Below are 17,440 nucleotides of genomic sequence, written 5' to 3'. Positions count from 1 at the left end.
TGTAGGAGCGGCCTTGCGTCGCGATCGGGGTGCGAAGCGCCCCCACGATCTTTGCCCTGTCGCAAGATTGCCGGGGCTGCTTCGCACCCCGATCGCGACGCAAGGCCGCTCCTACACGGATCGCGTTCAAGCAGCTCTCTTAGCAACAAAGTGTTACGGTTTCAACCCCTGCGACAACAGGCCGCAGCCCGTATTCAAAGGGCTGCAGGCCATCCTCGCCTTGGTCGGGTAGAACCCCTCTGGGCGTCATGCCAGAATGCCCCGGTTTTTCGACCGGCCCGTCCCGAGGGTCGGCACCTTCCCTGTAAAGGATGGTTTCATGAATGATCTATATAGCCGGCGTGCAGTCGTCGCCGGCATGGGCGTTCTCGGGCTTGGCCTGCTGGCGGGCTGCAGCCCGGCCCGGGGGCTCGAGTTCAAGTACGGCAAGAACATGAGCAACGAAATCCTCGGGCGCAAGTTCAGCCTGAAGGACCCGCAGGGCAACGTGCGCACCCTGTCGAGCTTCTACGGCAGCATGCCGATGATCTTCTTCGGCTTCACCCAGTGCCCGGCAGTATGCCCGACCACCTTGGCGCGTGCGGCGCAGATCCGTCAGCTGCTGAGGGGCCGTGACCGTGACCTGTTCCAGGTGGTGTTCATTACCCTGGACCCGGAACGCGACACCCCCGAGGTGCTGGATGCGTACGTCAAGGCCTTCGACCCGACATTCACCGCGCTGACCGGCACCCCCGAAGAAATCGCCGCGGTGGCCAAGGAGTTCAAGGTGTTCTACGAGAAGGTTCCGGCCGGGGACACCTATACCATTTCTCACTCTTCCACCAGCTACGTCTACGATACACGTGGCACCCTGCGCCTGAGCCTGGGCCATTCCCTGAACGCCAAGGAATGCGCCGAAGACCTGGTCACCCTGATGGAGATCTGCTGAATGTCGATGCAACCGATCAAACGCGGCCTGGCTGCCCTGGTCCTGATGGGCCTGGCACTGCCTGCCCTGGCCCAGACCACCGTGAGCGATGCCTGGGTACGTGCCAGCGTGCCGCACCAGCAGTCCACCGGTGCGTTCATGACCCTGACCGCCAGCAGCGACAGCAAGCTGGTGAGTGTGGCATCGCCTGTGGCCAAGACCGTGCAGGTGCATGAAATGACCATGAACGGTGACGTGATGGGCATGCGTGAGGTGAAAGGCGTCGAGTTGCCGGCTGGCAAGGCCGTGACCCTGGACCCGAACGGCCTGCACGTGATGCTGATGGGCCTGAACAATCAGGTAAAGGAGGGCGACAAAGTACCACTGACCCTGACCATCGAAGATGCCAAGGGCGCCAAGGAAACCGTGGACGTGCAGGCTGAAGTGCGTGCGCTGAACGCCGAGGCGGGCGGGCATGATCACATGCACATGAAGCACTGATCACTCCGAAAGCTTTGGGGCTGCTTCGCAGCCCATCGCGACGCAAGGCCGCTCCTACAGGACTAACGTAGCCGTCAAGGCTGACGCTATCCCTGTAGGAGCGGCCTTGTGTCGCGATAGGGCCGCAAAGCGGCCCCAATTGCAATCAGCTGCGAAACCTGGGCAATGGCCTGTCGAGGGTCAGTGAGGTCAAGGTCTTGCGGACCTGGGCTTCATCGGCCTCCAGGGCCTTGAGGCTTGCGCGGATCTTGCCGGCGGCGGGCATGTCGCCCTGCCGGTCGATCCAGTCGGCAATCTCCTTGCAGGCACTGCTCAGGCAGGCCTGGCGCTGGGTCATCAGCGACAGGAGGGTGGTGAGCTCTCTTTCGGACATGGCAGGATCCTCCATTCAGCCCTGTCAGTGTAGCAGAGCACTGGCGGTGCTCAGCTGTCGTTGCAAAAGGCGCAGAGGTAGCGGCTAATGGCTGCCTCTGCGCGTTCGCAACAACTCGTTACTTATAAACATCGTGTTTAAAATCGGTACCGTTCACCGGTGTGTGACAAGCCGTTTGAATCGTTCAGCGCGATGCGCTGAACTGCTCTGCATCGCAGCATTGCACTTCAGAAGGCGTCCCTTATCAATTAACTCCCTCTGTAGGAAAGTTCCTAGGTTTTGTTTCGAGCTGCAGGATAGGCTGCGGTGCTGTTACAACTTGGGTATTGTGTGTGAGTCGGGGTGAGCCTTAGGTTGTAGTTGCCCAAGCGATGCAAGGGCAATTCCAATAATCTGAAAGGAGTTCACCCATGAAATCTGCAATCGAACTGTTCAAGACCGATGTAACCGGCGTCACCACTCAAGGTGTGTGCATGTGGTAAGAAGGGGGGCGGCTTAGTGTCGCCCCTTTATTTTCCTTGAGCAGGAGCACGCTTTATGGACGATCGTGGCTACCACACTATCTGGGATATCACGGGTGCCAGCGCAAAGTTGCTGAGCAATGACAAAAGGTTGCACCGCTTTTTTCTGACGACCTTGCAGGCGTCCGGCTTCAATATTATCAGCGATATGATTCACAAGTTTTCCTCGGGCGGGGAGGGTGTTACCGGGCTTTTCCTGTTGTCGGAGTCTCACCTGTCTTACCATACCTACCCTGAGCGTGAATACATCAGTATCGATGTCTATACCTGTGGCAAAAACAATCAATTGATCAATGATCGAATTTCGGCGTTTTTTGGAGCGGGCGTACAGGTCAATAGACGAACGCTGCTGCGCGGCAGTGCAGTCATTGAACGCGTGGGAGGGGAACATGCAGCTGCTCGATAAAGGGTTGTTGAAGTTTGATTATCAATTTCCGTTGTACAATTTTTTCTTCCCGTCGCAAGCCCGCGATGTTTACCAGCCAGCCCCACATCAATTCGCCGGAATCATGTCCGCAGCCAATCAGGCTTCGCGCTCACGCGCGTTGTACTTTCACATTCCTTTTTGCGAGGCCATTTGTTCGTTTTGCCCGTTTACCCGGGGGCTGTACAAGAGTGCCAGTGACATCGACCGGTATACAAAGGCGCTGATCAGCGAAATCGAGTACAAGGCGCAAGCCATGGACCTGAAGGCGGTTCCGGTCAGGGCCATATTTTTTGGTGGTGGGACACCGTCGCTGCTGTCACCGCATAACATCCACGACATTGGCGAGGCGCTGCATCTTCATTTCGATATGGGCAACGTCCAGGAGTTCTCGTTCGAATTCAGTGTCACAAGTGTCACCGAGGAGCGCATTCGCGCGCTGGCTGCCATCGGTGTGACTCACGCGCGATTTGGCCTGCAAACGATGGATCGCGAATGGCGACAACTGTTCAACCTTGACCCGGACGTAGGCAAGGTCGAGCGTGCTGCCGATCTGTTGTCCAACCAGTTTGAACATGTGCTCTGTGACATCCTTTATGGCATGAACGGTAGCACTGAAGCGCAGACGCTCGTCGACATTGACAAGGCAGTGGCGATGGGCGTTAGCAATATCGATATCTACCCGATCAACAACGCTGCAACCTCGGTCAAGTTGCACAGACAAATCAAGGCTCGCTTCGCTGACGTAATGCCTGCCATGCGCAAGCTCAATATGAAGTTTATGCTCGATGAGCACCTGCGCCAATATGGCTATGTCCCTTATAACGGTCATGGCTATGTACGCAGGCCCGGGGCTGGCAATGCGCTGTTTGCCGATGATTACGCCTTCATCTATCACGAGCATGTTTACGGTTATGCCGATCATGACCTGCTGGGCTTCGGTGTGGGGGCAATCTCTTCGGTGGCGGGGCACGTCATTACCAATACTTCATCTCGCGAAAAATACACCCGAGGCATGGCGCAAGGGGAGCACGTGTGCCAAGTGAGCAGGCATGACGCGCTGCTGGATGTGGTCAAGCCGCTGGTCGTTCGCCTGGCCTATCACGGGTCAGTAGACAAACGCCTGGTTGAATTGAGCCGCGTGCCCGAAGCGCTGATGCGGCGGCTTGATGCGTTGATCCGGGCTGGCCTGGTGCTTGAGGACTCTCAATGTTATCGGCTGACGCGGCTTGGCTGGCTCTGGTACAGCAACATCATGTTCTACCTGATGCCGGCAAGCGAGCAGGACATTCTCAGGAAGCTGGTTTTCGAGCGGCTTGATGTGCCTGGGCGGGATATCACCGAGCACGAGTTGATCTATGCCGCTGGCTGAGGAAAACATGAAGTATGCAAGCGCTGAATCTGAATTATGGAACGCGATCGCTGGCGTGTGGTTACGGTTTTTCAAAATGTGGTGAATTTGCTTTCGAAGCGGCATTTGCCGTGGCCATCGTCTCCCTCACCGAGGCCGATCTGCTTTTGATCGGCATCGCTTATTTTTTTCGATACTTGCCAAGCGTCGTGTTTTCTCCGTTGGGTGGCTGGTTGGCGGATAACGCCGACAAAAAGAAAACCCTGTTGGCAGTAGAGGTCGCCAAAGGGCTATTGGCGCTTGCCTTCTTTGCCTTGTTCGGCCTGTTAACCCCGGTATTACCCCTATTGGTGGGGCTTGCGATGGTCATGACGGCGCTTGAATGCCTCTACGTGCCGACATTTCGCGCCTACTTTCCGGACCTTGTCGCAAAGGACCATCTGGCCTCGGTCAACAGTGGTGTCCAAGTGATCGAGGATGCGGCCTCGATTATCGGCCCGCTGGTTTTTTCAGCCTGCGTAATACTGCTTTCTCGTGAGGCAACCTTCTTGTTTTTTGCGACATGCCTGGTGCTGTCGGCCATCTCCATCGCCACCCTGGGGCCTGGCAGGAAAAGTACCCGGCAAGCCTTTGAGGGGCGTGCCATCGTCCGCGATGCTGCGCGCAGTGTTGGCCAGTTAAGGGCCAGTAATGCGCCGTTGTTTGCCGTTATTGGTTGCACCACGCTTTGCGCGATGTTTGCCACCTCGGTCATTCGCTTCATTCTTCCGGCTTCGGTGCTTGAACATTTTGCATCTGAAGCTGCGGTGGGTTACGTCCTTTCATTGCTTGCGGCCGGTACTGTGCTTGGCGGGGTGCTCTACACACGCTTCAACCCGCGCACAACGGCACGCTTGGTATTGCGTTACTGGCTCCTGTACGGCGCATTGTTTCTGGCTGCAGCGGTGGCGTTGCAGTTCAACAGCTGGCTGTTTCTATCGATCCTGTTTCTGGTCGGCTTCATTGGCGCATTTGTCGATATCGCGATTGTGACCAACATCCAGTGCTTGTCGAGGGAGCACGAAGTGGGCAGGAATTTTTCGCTTTATTACTTCACGGCCGTCATTGGTGATGCCGTTTCAGGGCTGGTTGCCAGTTTGGTATTCGTGCTTGCGGGGCCTGCAACCTTCTTCTGGATGACGCTGATGCTGTTCATCGCGCCTGTGCGCTGGAACCTGAAAGGAAATGCCGATGACACCGACAATCGTATATAGCGTGGCGCTCAATGTGCAGGCATGGGACGGCGTGCGGGCAGTGCCCTTTCATTCGTCAGCACATCTCGCACTTGCTTCGGCGTTGTTCCTGACGCCCGAGGATGCGCTGCAAGCCAGCGTACTTGAGGCAGTGGAGCGTTGGCAGTTACCCCTGTTCATCGGCTCGCAGGGTGCGAATGGCCTGTTGGCCAGCGAAGAGCGAAGCCTGACTGTGCCGTTGTCGGGGAATGACAAGGCTCGGTTGGTGGTTGCGGCGCGCGCCTTTGAACATCAGGTACTGCCGCCTTTCACTCGTGCGGTTGCGCTGTTTGTCGAGCAGCGCCGTCCTACCTTTGCCTGCCCTGGTCACCAAGGAGGAGCCTGTTTGCAGCAACACCCCGTTGGGGCTCGTTTCAGCCAGTTGCTGGGGCCGGGAGTGTTCCAGGTGGATGTGCCCCATGCAGCGCCGGAGCTCGGTGATGTGCTGGGGCATGAAGGCCCGGTCCGGGAGGCCGAGCAATTGGCTGCAAGGGTGTTTGGCGCCGATGACAGCTGGTTCGTGCTCAATGGCACGTCCACTGCCAACAAGGTCGTTGCCAGTGCATTGCTGGCGGCAGGCGACCTGGTGCTGATGGACCGTAATAACCACAAGTCGGTGTTTCTGGGTGCCCTGGTTCAGTGCGGCGCGCTTCCGGTATACCTGGACAACGTGCGGGATGAGCGGGGCGTGTTGGGCGGGTACCGATCGGGTGCTCTGGATGAGGGCCATTTACGTAGCCGGGTGGGGCAGATCTGTGAGCATCGGGCGCGCGAACCCAGGCCCTTTCGCCTAGCGGTCATCCAGCAGGCGACCTGTGATGGTGTGGTGGTCGACGCCGCCGCAGTGCTTGAGCGCATCGGGCATCTGTGTGATTACGTGCTGTTCGATGGCGCCTGGGTTGGCTATGAACCTTTCGTTCCCGCGCTGGCCAGGCTATCGCCGCTAAGCGTGCAATTGACCGACAGCTCTCCCGGCATTGTCGTGACGCAGTCGGTGCACAAACAGATGTCGGGTCTTTCCCAGACTTCACAGATCCACAAGAAAGACCGGCATATCAGCCACCTGCGCCGTTATTGCTCGTGGCCAGTGTTCAACGCGGCTTTCATGCAGCACGCCTCTACCAGCCCGTCGTATCCCTTGTTCATGTCGCTGGAAGTGAATGCAGCTATGCTGGCCGACGGCGAAGGCGAGCGTCATTGGCGGCAAGCGCTGGCTGCTGCGCAGGCGTTGCGCGAACAGGTTGAACGTCGATGCCGGCTGATCCGGCCATTGATGCCGCCTGTTGCACAGGCTTCGTGCGAATATCAGGCGCAGGGGGAGTGGGCAATTGAGCCCGGCATGCATTATGTCGACCCCTGTAAAGCCATCTTTTCTACCCGCGTGCAGTCAGAGGTTCCTGCATGCTTGGTTGCCCACTATCTGCGAGATTGCGGTTTCACCCCGGAGAAAACAGATTTCTTCACGCTCACCTTGTTGATTACACCCTCCAGTGACAGTGCCGCGTTGGACAGACTGGTGGGCGCTCTCGAGGATTTCGAAGCGCACTGGCTCAAGGGCACTGCGGTGATGCAAGTGCTGCCGTCGCTACATGCGGCTTCGGCACGCTACCAGGGCCTGTCCATCGCTGAGCTCGGAGAGCGCATCAGCACGCTCTATCGCACCCATCGGGTCGAGCGCCGACAGAGTGAGATTTTCAGTGCCATCGGGGCGGTACAGGGAAGTTGCTCCCCATATCAGGCCAACCAACAGTTCGTGCGCGGTGAGGCCAGCCTGCAGCGGGTCGGGGAGGTTGCAGGCAGGGTTGCGGCCGAGGGCGTTATTCCATATCCCCCCGGCATTATGTGCATTGCTCCCGGTGAACGCTGGACCGCTGCGTTGGTTGGCTATCTGCAAGCAGTGGAGGCCTTGTCTGCGCACTACCCCGAGTTTGCCCCGCACATTCAAGGTGTGCACAGCATTCGCGAAACCGATGGATCGGCCTCGTTCGGGGTGTTTGTGCTTGGCTGAGCGCACTCAACCGCCGGGGGGCACGCTCAACCAGCTGCAACGTCATGGGCGTAAGTACATTCACGTCGACATGGACTCGTACTTCGTTGCCGTCGAGCTGCTGGATGCCCCATGGCTGTGCGAGCGGCCGGTCGCGGTTGGCGGCATGGCGAAAGACAGGGGCGTAATCAGCACTTCCAATTACATTGCCAGGCGTTTCGGCGTCAGAAGTGGAATGGCAACCGTCACCGCGCAACGATTGTGCCCGGAATTAGTGCTGTTGCCGGTACGCTTCGAACGGTATGAAGCGGTGACCCGCAGGCTGGAGGCCATTTTTCGACGATTTACCCCCGTCATCGAGTTTCTCTCGCTGGATGAAGCCACGCTGGATGTGACAGGGCAGACGCACTGCCACGGGTCGGCGACGTACATGGCAAGCCGCATCCGGGCAGCTATTGAGCAAGAACTGCAGCTGACGGCCTCTGCGGGCGTCGCGCCTCTGAAGTACCTGGCGAAAATCGCTTCGGAAGTGAACAAGCCCAATGGCCAGTGTGTGATCGCGCCTGATCAGGTGCAGGGTTATCTTGCCAATCTGGATATTCGCAAGATCCCGGGCGTGGGGCCCAGGACATGGGGCGTGTTGCAGGCATTGGGCTGCCTGAAATGTGCTGATGTCACGGACGACATGATACCGGCTTTGTTGCGACACCTTGGGGCGCACGGTTTCTATGTGTGGGAGCGTTGCCGGGGCCTGGAGGGCTATGAAGGAAAGCCCGGCGGTGTCCAGTCCGTGGGTGTCGAGCACACGCTGCCCAGCGACTGTGAGGACTTTGCCGGTTGTGCCAGACAGCTGGATCTTTTGCTGGCGGCGTTGACGACCCGTCTGGACGCGCTTGGCCATACGCCGGCCATTATCAGGAACCATGTCAAACTCAAATTCTCCGACTTTTCCATTGCCAGCGCCGAGGCACCTGCACTGTCTTTGCAGCCGCAGGTCATGCAGGGGCTGTGTCGCATGCTTTGGGACACCAAACGGCAAGGGCGAGCCGTGCGTCTTGTAGGTGTTGCCGTCAGGATTCGAAAGTGCCAGCCGGACCCTTTGCAGATTGAACTGGCGTTTTGAGCGGTTTGGTCGGCACGATCGAATGAACACAGGCTTGCCTGTAAGCCCCCGGCGACACCCCGTAAGCCTGCTTGAACTGCCGGCTCAAATGGCTCTGGTCGGCAAAGCCCAGGTCGAACGCTACTTCCGACGCGACCAGGCCACTCTTGAGCATTTCCCGCGCGCGGGCCAGGCGCCGCTGTTTCAACCAGGCATGTGGCGGCAGGCCGGTAGCCTGGCGAAATACCCGGGCGAAATGGAAGGGTGACAGGTTGACCGCGGCCGCCAGCGCCTCCAGTGAGGGCGGGTCGGCCAACTGGCTTTCCAGCAATTCACGGGCGCGGGCCACGGCCAGGGGTTCGTGCCCCGGGGCCGAAGGCTCGGCGCATTGCCCATGGCGTTGCACCAGGGCCAGCACTGCCTGGCGCCAGGCAGTCTGTTGCTGCAGGGCACTGGCGCCGGCTTCGGAAAGCTGGTGCAGCTGGCTGAAGGCGATGGCCAGGGCCGGGTCCTGGATCACGCTGTCCTTGAAACTGGGCATGCCGTGGCGGCCCAGTTCCAGTTCGTCAAGCACGCCGGTGACCCGCCCATGCTCGGGGTAGAAGCCACGGTAGCGCCAGCCGGCTTCATGGGCGGTGGCACCGGTGTGCAGTTCGTCGGGGTTGATCAGTACCATGCTGCCGACCGGCGCCAGGTGTTCGCTGCCACGGTGCCAGAAACGCTGGGCGCCAGACTCGATCACGGTGAACACATAACCTTCGTGCACATGCGGGGCGAAGCGCTGCTGAAAGTAGCGCGCGTGCAGCATTTCGACGTCGCCCAGGGCTGGCGCCTGCCAGAGGTGTGTCTGCTCGCGCAGGGGCGTGCTCATGCCAGCCAGCTGCGCAGGAAGAAAAAGATCAACATGCTCACCAGCATGCTCAGCAATACGCTGCGGGTCAACAGCACCAGGGCGATGGCCACCAGCGAGCCCAGCAGGTAGGGGTTGAGCAGGCTGAGGTTGAGCTGATGCTCGGGCATGAAGATGATCGGGCCGCAAATAGCAGTCAGCATGCCGGGCACGGCAAAGCCGAGGAATTGCCGGGCGTTGGAACTCAGGCGCAGCGGCAGGCGTGGCTCAAGGAATGCATAGCGGTTTAGGAACACGATGGCGCCCATGGCGAAAATCAGGATCCAGGTCATGGGCGGGCTCCGGCGAATTTCTGGCAGATGAAGCCGGCACTCATGCCCAGTAGGCCTGCGGCCACCAGCGCCGTTTCCCAGTGCCAGTAGCTGAACAGCACCGAACAGAACAGTGATACGGCCACGCACACCACGGTGGCCCGGTTGCGCACCAGCGGGGCGATCAGCGCGACGAAGGTGGCAACGATGGAGAAGTCCAGGCCGAACTGGTCCAGGTGCGGAATGCTCTGGCCCAGCAGGATCCCGGCCAGGGTAAACAGGTTCCAGGCGACATAGAAGATCAGGCCTACCCCCAGGGCGTACCAGCGGTTGAACTGTTGCTGGTCGTACTGGCTGGTCAGGGCGAAGAATTCGTCGGTCAGCAGAAAGCCCAGGCCCAGCCGCCAACGCAGCGGCTGGCTGGACAGCACCGGGCGCATCGACAGGCCATACAGCAGGTGCTGCGAGGTCAGTAGCAGGGTCGTCAGCAGGATCGATGCGAGGTTCGCGCCGCCCTTGAGCATGCCAATGGCCACCAGTTGCGCGGCGCCGGCGAAAACGATGGCCGACAGCCCTTGGCCCTGCCAGGCGCTGAGGTTGGCTTCGATGGCCATCGAACCGGCCAGCAAGCCCCAGGGGGCGACGGCCAGGGACAGCGGGAGAATGGCGATGGCGCCGTGGAGAAAGGCTTGGCGAGCGATGTGGGGCATGATGGCTGCAGTGCGGTTACGTGGCAGGCCAGCATGCCAGACGGGGCAGGGGGATGGCTTGAACGATCTTGCTGGTCTGCTGGCTGGCGTGCGCGATCCCTGTAGGAGATCACCCACCCCTTTGGGCTGCACACTCGCGCAGAGAACTGAGTTCGTAAGCGGTCCGCATACCCTGTGGGAGCGGCTTTAGCCGCGAAGAATCCAACGCGGTACATGGCACCGGCTGCGCCGGTGTTCGCGGCTAAAGCCGCTCCCACAGTGTCCCTGCTAATTCAATGAGTCATGTGCAGTTCTATGAGAGGGGCCAGTCTTGGTCAGAAAGAGGGATCAGGGGCGGCTGCTCAAGTGCTGCTGCGCGGTCACGCAGCCGTTGATCTCCACGGCCTTCTGCAACAGGCTCAGGCGGTGTTGGGGGTCGAGATCGCCGAGCAGGCGGTACACCTCGGCCTGGTAATCACGCTGGCGCCCCCAGAGCATCTCGATGCCTTGGGGCCGGCTGCGGCTGCAGGCCAGGCGGCTGGCGGGTTGCGGGTAGTAGGGGGCGTACACGGTGGCCATGTTGGGAATGGCTTCAAGCGCAGCGCGGTATTCATCGCTGCTGTTGTAGGGGCGGCACCAAGTGGCGATGGCTGGCGCAGGGGCGGCAAAACCTTGCTTGAGGCTGGCTTCTAGCAGCGGGCAGGCGGCATCGGCTATTTGCGCGGCAGGCAGGTAGGTCATGTAGTACAGCGCCAGGCGGTACTGCGCGACTGGGTGGCCCAGCTCGACCGATTTCTTCAGCAGGGCAACCGCAGTCGGCAGGGTGTGTGCCATGGCCTGGCCCTGACGGTTGAGCTCGGGATCACCGCCCAAGGCGGTGCGCAGCGTGTTGCTGGCGTTGTCCTGGCTGTCGGCCTGCTCCAGCAACGGCAAGGCCTGGCGGTAGAGCAGGTCGGCATGCGGGTCGATGCTGACCTCCAGCGCATGTGCAGCCAGCGGCATCAAGGCGACCCACAGTGCGGGCAGGCTTCGCACAAGGCTCACAGGTAAACCCCATGGGCAGTCAGGAGCGAATGGGCGGTTTCGAAGGTCATGGCGGTCAAGCGTGCGCCTCGGGAAAATCGGAACGACGACGTATTCTAGCCAGCCAAGGGGCTGGCCGAAAGACCGCTGTGCAATTGTCAGACGAGCCTGATGGGGGTGACCTTGCGCTGGGCGTGCTTTTCCTGGGCCAGGCCAAGCTTGGCGGTGATCACCTTGGCCAAGGCATTGTTGCCCAGATCGTTCAGGTGCAGGCGATCGATGAACAGGTCGGCACCGAACACCGGCGAGCTGCTGAGCATGCCGTTCATGTCGTAGCAGGGCACCGGATCGGCCTGGCTCTTGATGCGGCGGAAAAACGCCGAGTGCAACTGGCTGTCGAATGCGCCGTCCAGCAGCCGCTCGAAATTGGCGGGTTGTTGCTCCAGGGCGGCCAGCATGGCCTGCTCCCCCGCAGGCAGGGTTTCCCGGCACCAGGGCAGCAACGGCTGCAGGATGAAGGTGAGGGTGGCATTGCTGTCTGCCAGCAGCCGGTCCCATTGGCGCAAGGTCCGGCCAATGTTGTCAGCGGCACGGGCCAGGCGTTTTTCCGGCGATGACAGCGGCCAACTGACCGGGGCTTCGACCGGTGCTGGTGCAAAGGCCTGGCCGATGCGCCGCCACAGCGACTGGCGACGGGGCGGTGCGGCGGGTTGCATGCCTTCGCTGAAGCTGTTCAGGAACGCTTGGTAGGCCTTGGCGTGCTGCGCGTCGCCAGGGCTGGCGAGCACTTCACACAGGGCTTCGTGGGCCAGGCTGTTGAGGCCGCTGAGCACCACCACATGGCCGAGTTGGCCAAGGCGGTGCTGGTGGGTCAGGAACATCAGCAGTTCCTGGCTGGCATTGAGCCCGCAACCGGCCAGGCTCAGCCACACTTCGCCCGTGAGCATCGACAGGTGCGAGGCCACCGTGTGCTCGTCGGAACTGGCGCCGATGCCCAGGGCCGTGGAGCCACCGACCAGCAGGTTGATGCGTGAGGCACCGCCGCGTTCGGCCACCGAAAAGCGCTTGCCGGCGCAGCGGCTGTAGCGCAGGCCCAGGGCATCGGTGTTGATGGTGCCGGAGCGGTAGCCGGTTTCGTGCACGTGCACGGTGTGCGGGGCACGGCGGCTACCCAGCAGCAGAAAGCGCTGGTAGTCCTGTTGCAAGGGCGAAGGAGACGGGCTCGTGTCAGTTGTGGTCATGCGTTCTCCTGCGGGTGCGTCGGGTACTGCGCTTCACGTTCAGGCCGCCAGTTCCTTGAGGTTGTACAGCAGGCCGCCAGCGGCAATCAGCAGCAGGGCAACGCCCGAAGCCAGGCTGATCACACGGTTGCTGCGCTGCGAAGCAATCTTGCCGATGGCGAAGATGTACAGGCTGAGTACGGCAAAATCGATGGCCACCCACAGCAACGACAACACCACCATGCTCTTGCCGAACGATTCGGTGATCTGGATGAACTGCGGGAAGAAGGCAATGAAAAAGATGATGTCCTTGGGGTTGGAGATACCCACCATGAAGCCTTGCAGCAGCCCGCCGCGGCCAGGCTTGGCCGCGTGGCTTGCGGTATCTTGAGCGGGTGCCTGCAGGGCTTCCTTCAGCGTGCCCACGGCGATATAGCCGATGAACAGGCAGCCGAGCAGGCTCATGACGCTGAGCCAGGCCTTGTCGATGGCGGCGCTGGTGAGGATGATCCAGGCGGCCGCGCCAATCAGCACCAGGGACGCCCAGTTGGTGCCGACGGCGGTGAACATGGCCTTGCGTGAGCCGGAGGCGGCTGCGGTGTTGACGATCAGTGCCACCACCGGGCCGGGGGTGGCGATCAGTAGCAGGACGGTGAGGGCATAGGTGGCGGTGAGTGCGGTATTCACGGTCAGTTCTCGATCAGTATGTCAGGCGTCGCCTGGTGTGCGGCATGGGCGTGGAACGGGCAGCGTGGCGGGTTGAGTGAGCCCGCCTCCTGCAATTGATACTGCTTCCACTCGTAGTTGTCGGTATCGCCGAAAGCGCCAAGGGTGTCCGGCACGACGCCGTCGTTGTAGTGGTGCACGCGCTCGCGAATGCGTGCGCGAATTCGCCTGCCACTTTCGGTGTTGGCGTTGGCCACTTCGTCGAAGTTCTCCCGCGGGTTGATGACGAAGGTTATGTGCGGCCCCAGGTTGCGGCTTTTCATGTGTTGGTGGCCCGGGAAGTTCATGTTGATGAACAGGGGCATGCCGGCGTAGCAGAACGACCAGCCGGTATCGTCGGGGTCGGTCGGGATACCCTGTGGCCAAGGGTGCGGGTCGCGTGCATGCACGCCACGCAGCACCTTCCAGGCCAGCGCCTGCTGTTCACTCAGGCTGGTGCCCGCTGCGGTTTCGAGGAACACCACCAGCGGGCTGCCGATGCGCTGCTTGGGTGCGATCGGTGCGACGCTGCGCACATAATCGGCCAGGCCTTGTGCGATATCATCGGCCAGTTGTTCGGCGCGGGCGAACAGGATGTGGCAGGTTTCGCCGTTTACCGCCTTGCGGCCGAACAGGCATGGAAACTCTGGGTTGGCGAGCGTATTGCGAAAGTGTTCTATGGTTGAGTACGTCCAGTGTTGCGTGTTGTGACCATGTTCAGCGGTGAGCTCTAGCGCATCCAGGCGATAGCAATTTCCATATCCCGTAAACATGATTTCCCCAGGCGTTGAATTAAGTGAACGTTCCAGTCATATGCAGGCAGGATCTTGGTGATGTTTGTTATTTACTTGCATTTTCCGAGAGGCACCTGACGTTGTAAAACGCGTGGAACTATGACCTACTATTAGTCTCACTCATGCTCGGGACGCTGCCATGTCGGAACGGATTCAGGCCCTGCACGCCCTGCGTGCTTTCGAGGTGGCCTCTCGCTATGGCTCCTTTACCCGCGCGGCAGAAGAGCTGGCCCTGACCCAAGGGGCCGTCAGCCACCACATAAAGACGCTTGAAGCCATGTTCGGCTGCGACCTGTTCGAACGTCGCGGGCCGAAACTGAGCCTGACCGAGCACGGTCGCCTGCTGGCGCAGGAATTGAAAGTCGGTTTCAAGATCATCGAGAATGCTTGCGCGCTGCTGCGCCAGGACCGCTATGGCCTGCGCCTGAAGGCGCCCTCGACGCTGACTGTGCGCTGGCTGCTGCGGGCGCTGGATGCGTTCAAGAAGCTAGAGGACAACTGCAGCGTGCAGCTCTCGAGCGTGTGGATGGACATCGACAGCGTGGACTTCTATTCCGAGCCCTACGACTGCGCCATTCTGCTGGCCAATGGGCGCTTTCCTGCCGATATCGAGAGCTTCAAGCTGTTCGATGAATGGCTGATTCCGGTGTGCCACCCGGACTACATGACCCAGGCGCAACCGCAACTGTCCGACCTGAGCCGCTGCGAATTCCTGCACCCGTCCCCCGACCGCCGCGACTGGCGGCGCTGGCTGGCGCGGATGGATGCGCTGGACATCAGCATCGACCAGGGGCAGGTGTTCGACACGCTCGACCAGGGCATCTCCGCAGCCCAGCAAGGCCTGGGCATTTCGGTGGTCGACCTGGTGCTGGCCAGTGCCGACCTGGCGGCCGGGCGCCTGGTTACACCGTTCAAGCATGCCGTGGCCACCGGCGACGGGTACTACATGACCTGGCTCAAGGCCAGCCCCAAGGCGCGGCAGATGCACAAGCTGCGCGACTTCCTGCAGGGCCAGGTGCCGCCGCTGGCCTACAAGGACATCAACTACCTGTACGGTTGAATACCCGCTCCAGCATGAAGTCGATGAACACCCGCAACTTGGGCGGCACCTGCCGCCCGGACGGCCACAGCAGGTAGAAGCTGCCGCGCCGCTCCATGAAGTCGTCGAGCACGGTGACCAGCGCGCCGCTGGCCAGTTCGCGGCCCACGTTGAAGTCTGGCAGGCAGGTGATGCCGCGGTGGTTCACGGCAAAGCAGACACGGGTTTCGACGTGGTTGCAGACCATCGAGATGGGGATGTCGTAGGCCTGTTCAGGGTGCTCCTGGCGCAGCGGCCAGGTTTCCAGCTTGCCGTTGCTGGGGAAGCGGTAGTGCAGGCAGGTGTGTGCTGCCAGGTCGCGTGGGTGCAGGGGCGTGCCGCGTTCGCGCAGGTACTCGGGCGAGGCCACCAGGCGGTGCTGGAAGTGCCCGAGGAACTTGGCGTTGAGCCGTGAATCGACGGGTTGGCCGCCGCGCATGACCACATCGAAGCCTTCACCGACGATGTCCACCATGCGGTCGGAGAAGTCCAGGTCCAGTTCCACCTGTGGGTACAGCGCCATGAACTCGGCCAGTGCTGGCATCACCAGCCCGGTGACCTGCGGCATGCTTACCCGCAGGCGCCCGCGCGGGGTTTCGCTGGCTTGCGACAGCTCCTGTTCGGTGGCCTCGATTTCGGCGAGGATGCGCCGGCTGCGCTCAAGGAACAATGTGCCTTCGGCCGTGAGGGTGATGCTGCGTGTACTGCGGTGGAACAGGCGGACACCCAGGCGGCTTTCCAGGCGAGCCACGCGCTTGCCCACTGCAGAAGCACTGATCCCCAGTGACTGGCCGGCGGCGACGAAGCTGCGGGTTTCGGCCACCCGGTTGAAGACCACGAAGCCGCTGAGGCTGTCCATGCTGCAATCCTTATTGCGGACATTTGCGTCCTGGGTGAGCGGCATTGTACCCACCTTTTTCCGCAATGGTGCTGGCTTGCAGACTGTGCGTCTTGTTTTCCTACCCAAGGCATTTGCAATGTCCCAGACATCCTCCGCACCGCTGCTGGCTGCCGGCAGTGAACGTTTGCCGCTCAGCGGGTTGTTGGCGCTGGCCATGACCGGCTTTATCGCCATCCTCAGCGAAACCCTGCCAGCCGGCTTGCTCGACCAGATTTCCGATGGCATGCACATCAGCCAGGCCATGGCCGGGCAATGGGTCACAGCCTATGCCCTGGGCTCGCTGTTGACGGCCATTCCGCTGGTGACCCTGACCCAAGGCTGGTATCGGCGCCGGGCATTGTTGCTGGCGATCATCGGCTTTGTACTGTTCAACGGGCTGACCGCCTTGTCGAACAGCAACGGCCTGACCCTGGTGCTGCGCTTTTTTACAGGCGCTGCGGCAGGGCTGGCCTGGGGGCTGATCGCCGGGCATGCCCGGCGCATGGTGCCGGTGGCGCAGCAGGGCAGAGCCATGGCGTTGGCCATGCTCGGCCAGCCGATTGCCTTGTCGCTCGGCTTGCCGATCGCCACCTGGCTGGGGGCAGGGTTGGGTTGGCGCGCAACGTTCGTGGTAGTCACCCTGGTGGCGCTACTGCTGGTGGTCTGGGTATTGCGCGCAGTGCCGGACTATCCGGGGCAGGCCGCCGGCAAGCGCCCGGCGGCGATGCAGGTGCTGCGCACGCCGGGGGTGTTGCTGGTGCTGCTGGTCATCCTCAGCTGGATCCTTGGCCACAATATTCTCTACACCTACATCGTGGCGCTGCTGGCGGCGGCCGGCATGGCGGCAGACATCGGCCCGGTGCTGATGGTGTTCGGCCTGTCGGCGTTGGCGGGGATTGGCCTGGTGGGTTTACTGGTCGACCGCCATCTGCGCATGCTGGTGCTGTTGAGCCTGGCCGGTTTTGCCCTGGTCACGGTGGCATTGGGGCAGGTGTCGGCGTGGCTGGTGTACCTGAGCGTCGCCTTGTGGGGGGTGACCTATGGTGGCGCACCGACCCTGTTGCAAACCGCTTGCGCCGATGCGGCGGGCGAGGGCGGGGATGTGGCGCAGTCGATGCTGGTGACGGTGTGGAACACGGCCATTGCCTTGGGTGGGATCATTGGCGGGCTGTTGCTGAGCGGGGTTGGCGTGGAAGGGTTTGGCGGGGTTGTGCTGGGGCTGACGGCGTTGGCCTGGCTGCTGGCCTGGGCCGGGCGGCGGAATGGGTTTGTGGCTGGGAAGCGTTTGGCTTGAGGTTTTCAGCGCCGGTGAGATCGAGCGCCGAAGCGTTCGCCGAGACATTTTTAGCGCCTATGAGATCGAGCGCCGCAGGTGTTCGCCGAAGCATTTGCAGCGCCTATAAGATCGAGCGCCGCCCGCGCGGCGCTTCGCGGCTAAAGCCGCTCCTACGTT

At 61.2% G+C, this 17,440-nt stretch carries 18 protein-coding genes; 9 read left to right on the top strand and 9 right to left on the bottom strand.

Annotated features, from left to right (window positions below; all coding sequences use genetic code 11):
• The first annotated feature begins 319 nt into the window (after positions 1-319).
• Together IAE39_RS25635 and IAE39_RS25630 are read left to right on the top strand one after the other, a co-directional pair.
• Positions 320-928 (top strand): SCO family protein, encoded by a 609-nt coding sequence (locus tag IAE39_RS25635; protein ID WP_201207293.1) that lies wholly within the window; start codon positions 320-322, stop codon positions 926-928.
• Positions 929-1,408: a copper chaperone PCu(A)C gene (locus IAE39_RS25630; RefSeq protein ID WP_201207292.1), complete on the top strand. Its 480-nt coding sequence runs from the start codon at positions 929-931 to the stop codon at positions 1,406-1,408.
• 145 nt (positions 1,409-1,553) lie between these two features.
• Here the strand turns inward: IAE39_RS25630 and IAE39_RS25625 are convergent, their stop codons facing one another.
• Entirely contained in the window at positions 1,554-1,781 is a 228-nt protein-coding gene (locus IAE39_RS25625; RefSeq protein WP_201207291.1) for a hypothetical protein, read from the bottom strand.
• Positions 1,782-2,318: 537 nt separating this feature from the next.
• Between IAE39_RS25625 and speD the strand changes: the two genes are divergently transcribed.
• Genes speD through dinB form a run of 5 tightly spaced genes read left to right on the top strand, consistent with a single transcriptional unit; the run spans position 2,319 to position 8,458 of the window.
• Positions 2,319-2,708: an adenosylmethionine decarboxylase gene (gene speD, locus IAE39_RS25620; RefSeq protein ID WP_201207290.1), complete on the top strand. Its 390-nt coding sequence runs from the start codon at positions 2,319-2,321 to the stop codon at positions 2,706-2,708.
• A complete protein-coding gene (locus tag IAE39_RS25615; RefSeq protein ID WP_201207289.1) occupies positions 2,692-4,098 on the top strand; it encodes a coproporphyrinogen-III oxidase family protein in 1,407 nt (468 codons plus the stop codon). Before speD ends, IAE39_RS25615 begins: the two co-directional genes overlap by 17 nt.
• Before the next feature lie 14 nt (positions 4,099-4,112).
• On the top strand, positions 4,113-5,330 hold the full coding sequence (locus tag IAE39_RS25610) for an MFS transporter (RefSeq protein WP_201207288.1): 1,218 nt from the start codon (positions 4,113-4,115) through the stop codon (positions 5,328-5,330).
• Positions 5,308-7,356: an ornithine decarboxylase gene (locus IAE39_RS25605; RefSeq protein WP_201207287.1), complete on the top strand. Its 2,049-nt coding sequence runs from the start codon at positions 5,308-5,310 to the stop codon at positions 7,354-7,356. The genes IAE39_RS25610 and IAE39_RS25605 overlap by 23 nt, the downstream gene beginning before the upstream one ends.
• Positions 7,349-8,458 carry a DNA polymerase IV gene (dinB, locus tag IAE39_RS25600; protein ID WP_236548818.1) on the top strand — a complete coding sequence of 370 codons (1,110 nt, stop codon included), beginning with the start codon at positions 7,349-7,351 and terminating at the stop codon, positions 8,456-8,458. The genes IAE39_RS25605 and dinB overlap by 8 nt, the downstream gene beginning before the upstream one ends.
• Here dinB and IAE39_RS25595 read toward each other — a convergent pair.
• The 7 genes from IAE39_RS25595 to IAE39_RS25565 form a co-directional block, all read right to left on the bottom strand.
• Positions 8,406-9,308 carry an AraC family transcriptional regulator gene (locus IAE39_RS25595; protein WP_201207285.1) on the bottom strand — a complete coding sequence of 301 codons (903 nt, stop codon included), beginning with the start codon at positions 9,306-9,308 and terminating at the stop codon, positions 8,406-8,408. The two genes, dinB and IAE39_RS25595, sit on opposite strands and share 53 nt — an antisense overlap.
• Positions 9,305-9,619, bottom strand: a complete 315-nt coding sequence (locus IAE39_RS25590) for an AzlD domain-containing protein (protein WP_104835140.1) — start codon at positions 9,617-9,619, stop codon at positions 9,305-9,307. The genes IAE39_RS25595 and IAE39_RS25590 overlap by 4 nt, the downstream gene beginning before the upstream one ends.
• Positions 9,616-10,308: an AzlC family ABC transporter permease gene (locus IAE39_RS25585; protein ID WP_201207284.1), complete on the bottom strand. Its 693-nt coding sequence runs from the start codon at positions 10,306-10,308 to the stop codon at positions 9,616-9,618. The genes IAE39_RS25590 and IAE39_RS25585 overlap by 4 nt, the downstream gene beginning before the upstream one ends.
• 327 nt (positions 10,309-10,635) lie before the next feature.
• Positions 10,636-11,331 (bottom strand): sel1 repeat family protein, encoded by a 696-nt coding sequence (locus IAE39_RS25580; protein WP_201207283.1) that lies wholly within the window; start codon positions 11,329-11,331, stop codon positions 10,636-10,638.
• Between the two features lie 137 nt (positions 11,332-11,468).
• Positions 11,469-12,551, bottom strand: coding sequence for a hypothetical protein (locus IAE39_RS25575; RefSeq protein WP_201207282.1), 1,083 nt, complete (start codon positions 12,549-12,551; stop codon positions 11,469-11,471).
• A 39-nt stretch (positions 12,552-12,590) separates the two neighbouring features.
• On the bottom strand, positions 12,591-13,217 hold the full coding sequence (locus IAE39_RS25570; protein ID WP_201207281.1) for a LysE family translocator: 627 nt from the start codon (positions 13,215-13,217) through the stop codon (positions 12,591-12,593).
• A 2-nt stretch (positions 13,218-13,219) separates the two neighbouring features.
• Positions 13,220-14,008, bottom strand: a complete 789-nt coding sequence (locus IAE39_RS25565; protein ID WP_201207280.1) for a YqcI/YcgG family protein — start codon at positions 14,006-14,008, stop codon at positions 13,220-13,222.
• Between the two features lie 160 nt (positions 14,009-14,168).
• Here IAE39_RS25565 and IAE39_RS25560 point away from each other — a divergent pair, with 160 nt between their 5' ends.
• Complete coding sequence (locus IAE39_RS25560) at positions 14,169-15,089, top strand: LysR substrate-binding domain-containing protein (RefSeq protein ID WP_201207279.1); 921 nt, start codon at positions 14,169-14,171, stop codon at positions 15,087-15,089.
• On the opposite strand, the gene IAE39_RS25555 is transcribed toward IAE39_RS25560, so the two are convergent.
• On the bottom strand, positions 15,070-15,966 hold the full coding sequence (locus tag IAE39_RS25555; protein WP_201207278.1) for a LysR family transcriptional regulator: 897 nt from the start codon (positions 15,964-15,966) through the stop codon (positions 15,070-15,072). The two genes, IAE39_RS25560 and IAE39_RS25555, sit on opposite strands and share 20 nt — an antisense overlap.
• 118 nt (positions 15,967-16,084) lie before the next feature.
• Between IAE39_RS25555 and IAE39_RS25550 the strand changes: the two genes are divergently transcribed.
• Positions 16,085-17,281, top strand: a complete 1,197-nt coding sequence (locus IAE39_RS25550; RefSeq protein WP_201207277.1) for an MFS transporter — start codon at positions 16,085-16,087, stop codon at positions 17,279-17,281.
• Positions 17,282-17,440 lie beyond the last annotated feature (159 nt).

This window comes from Pseudomonas sp. S37 (assembly GCF_016658545.1).
GTDB lineage: Bacteria > Pseudomonadota > Gammaproteobacteria > Pseudomonadales > Pseudomonadaceae > Aquipseudomonas.
Note: the sequence above shows the minus strand (reverse complement) of the source record. Positions and strands in the feature narration are given on the sequence as shown.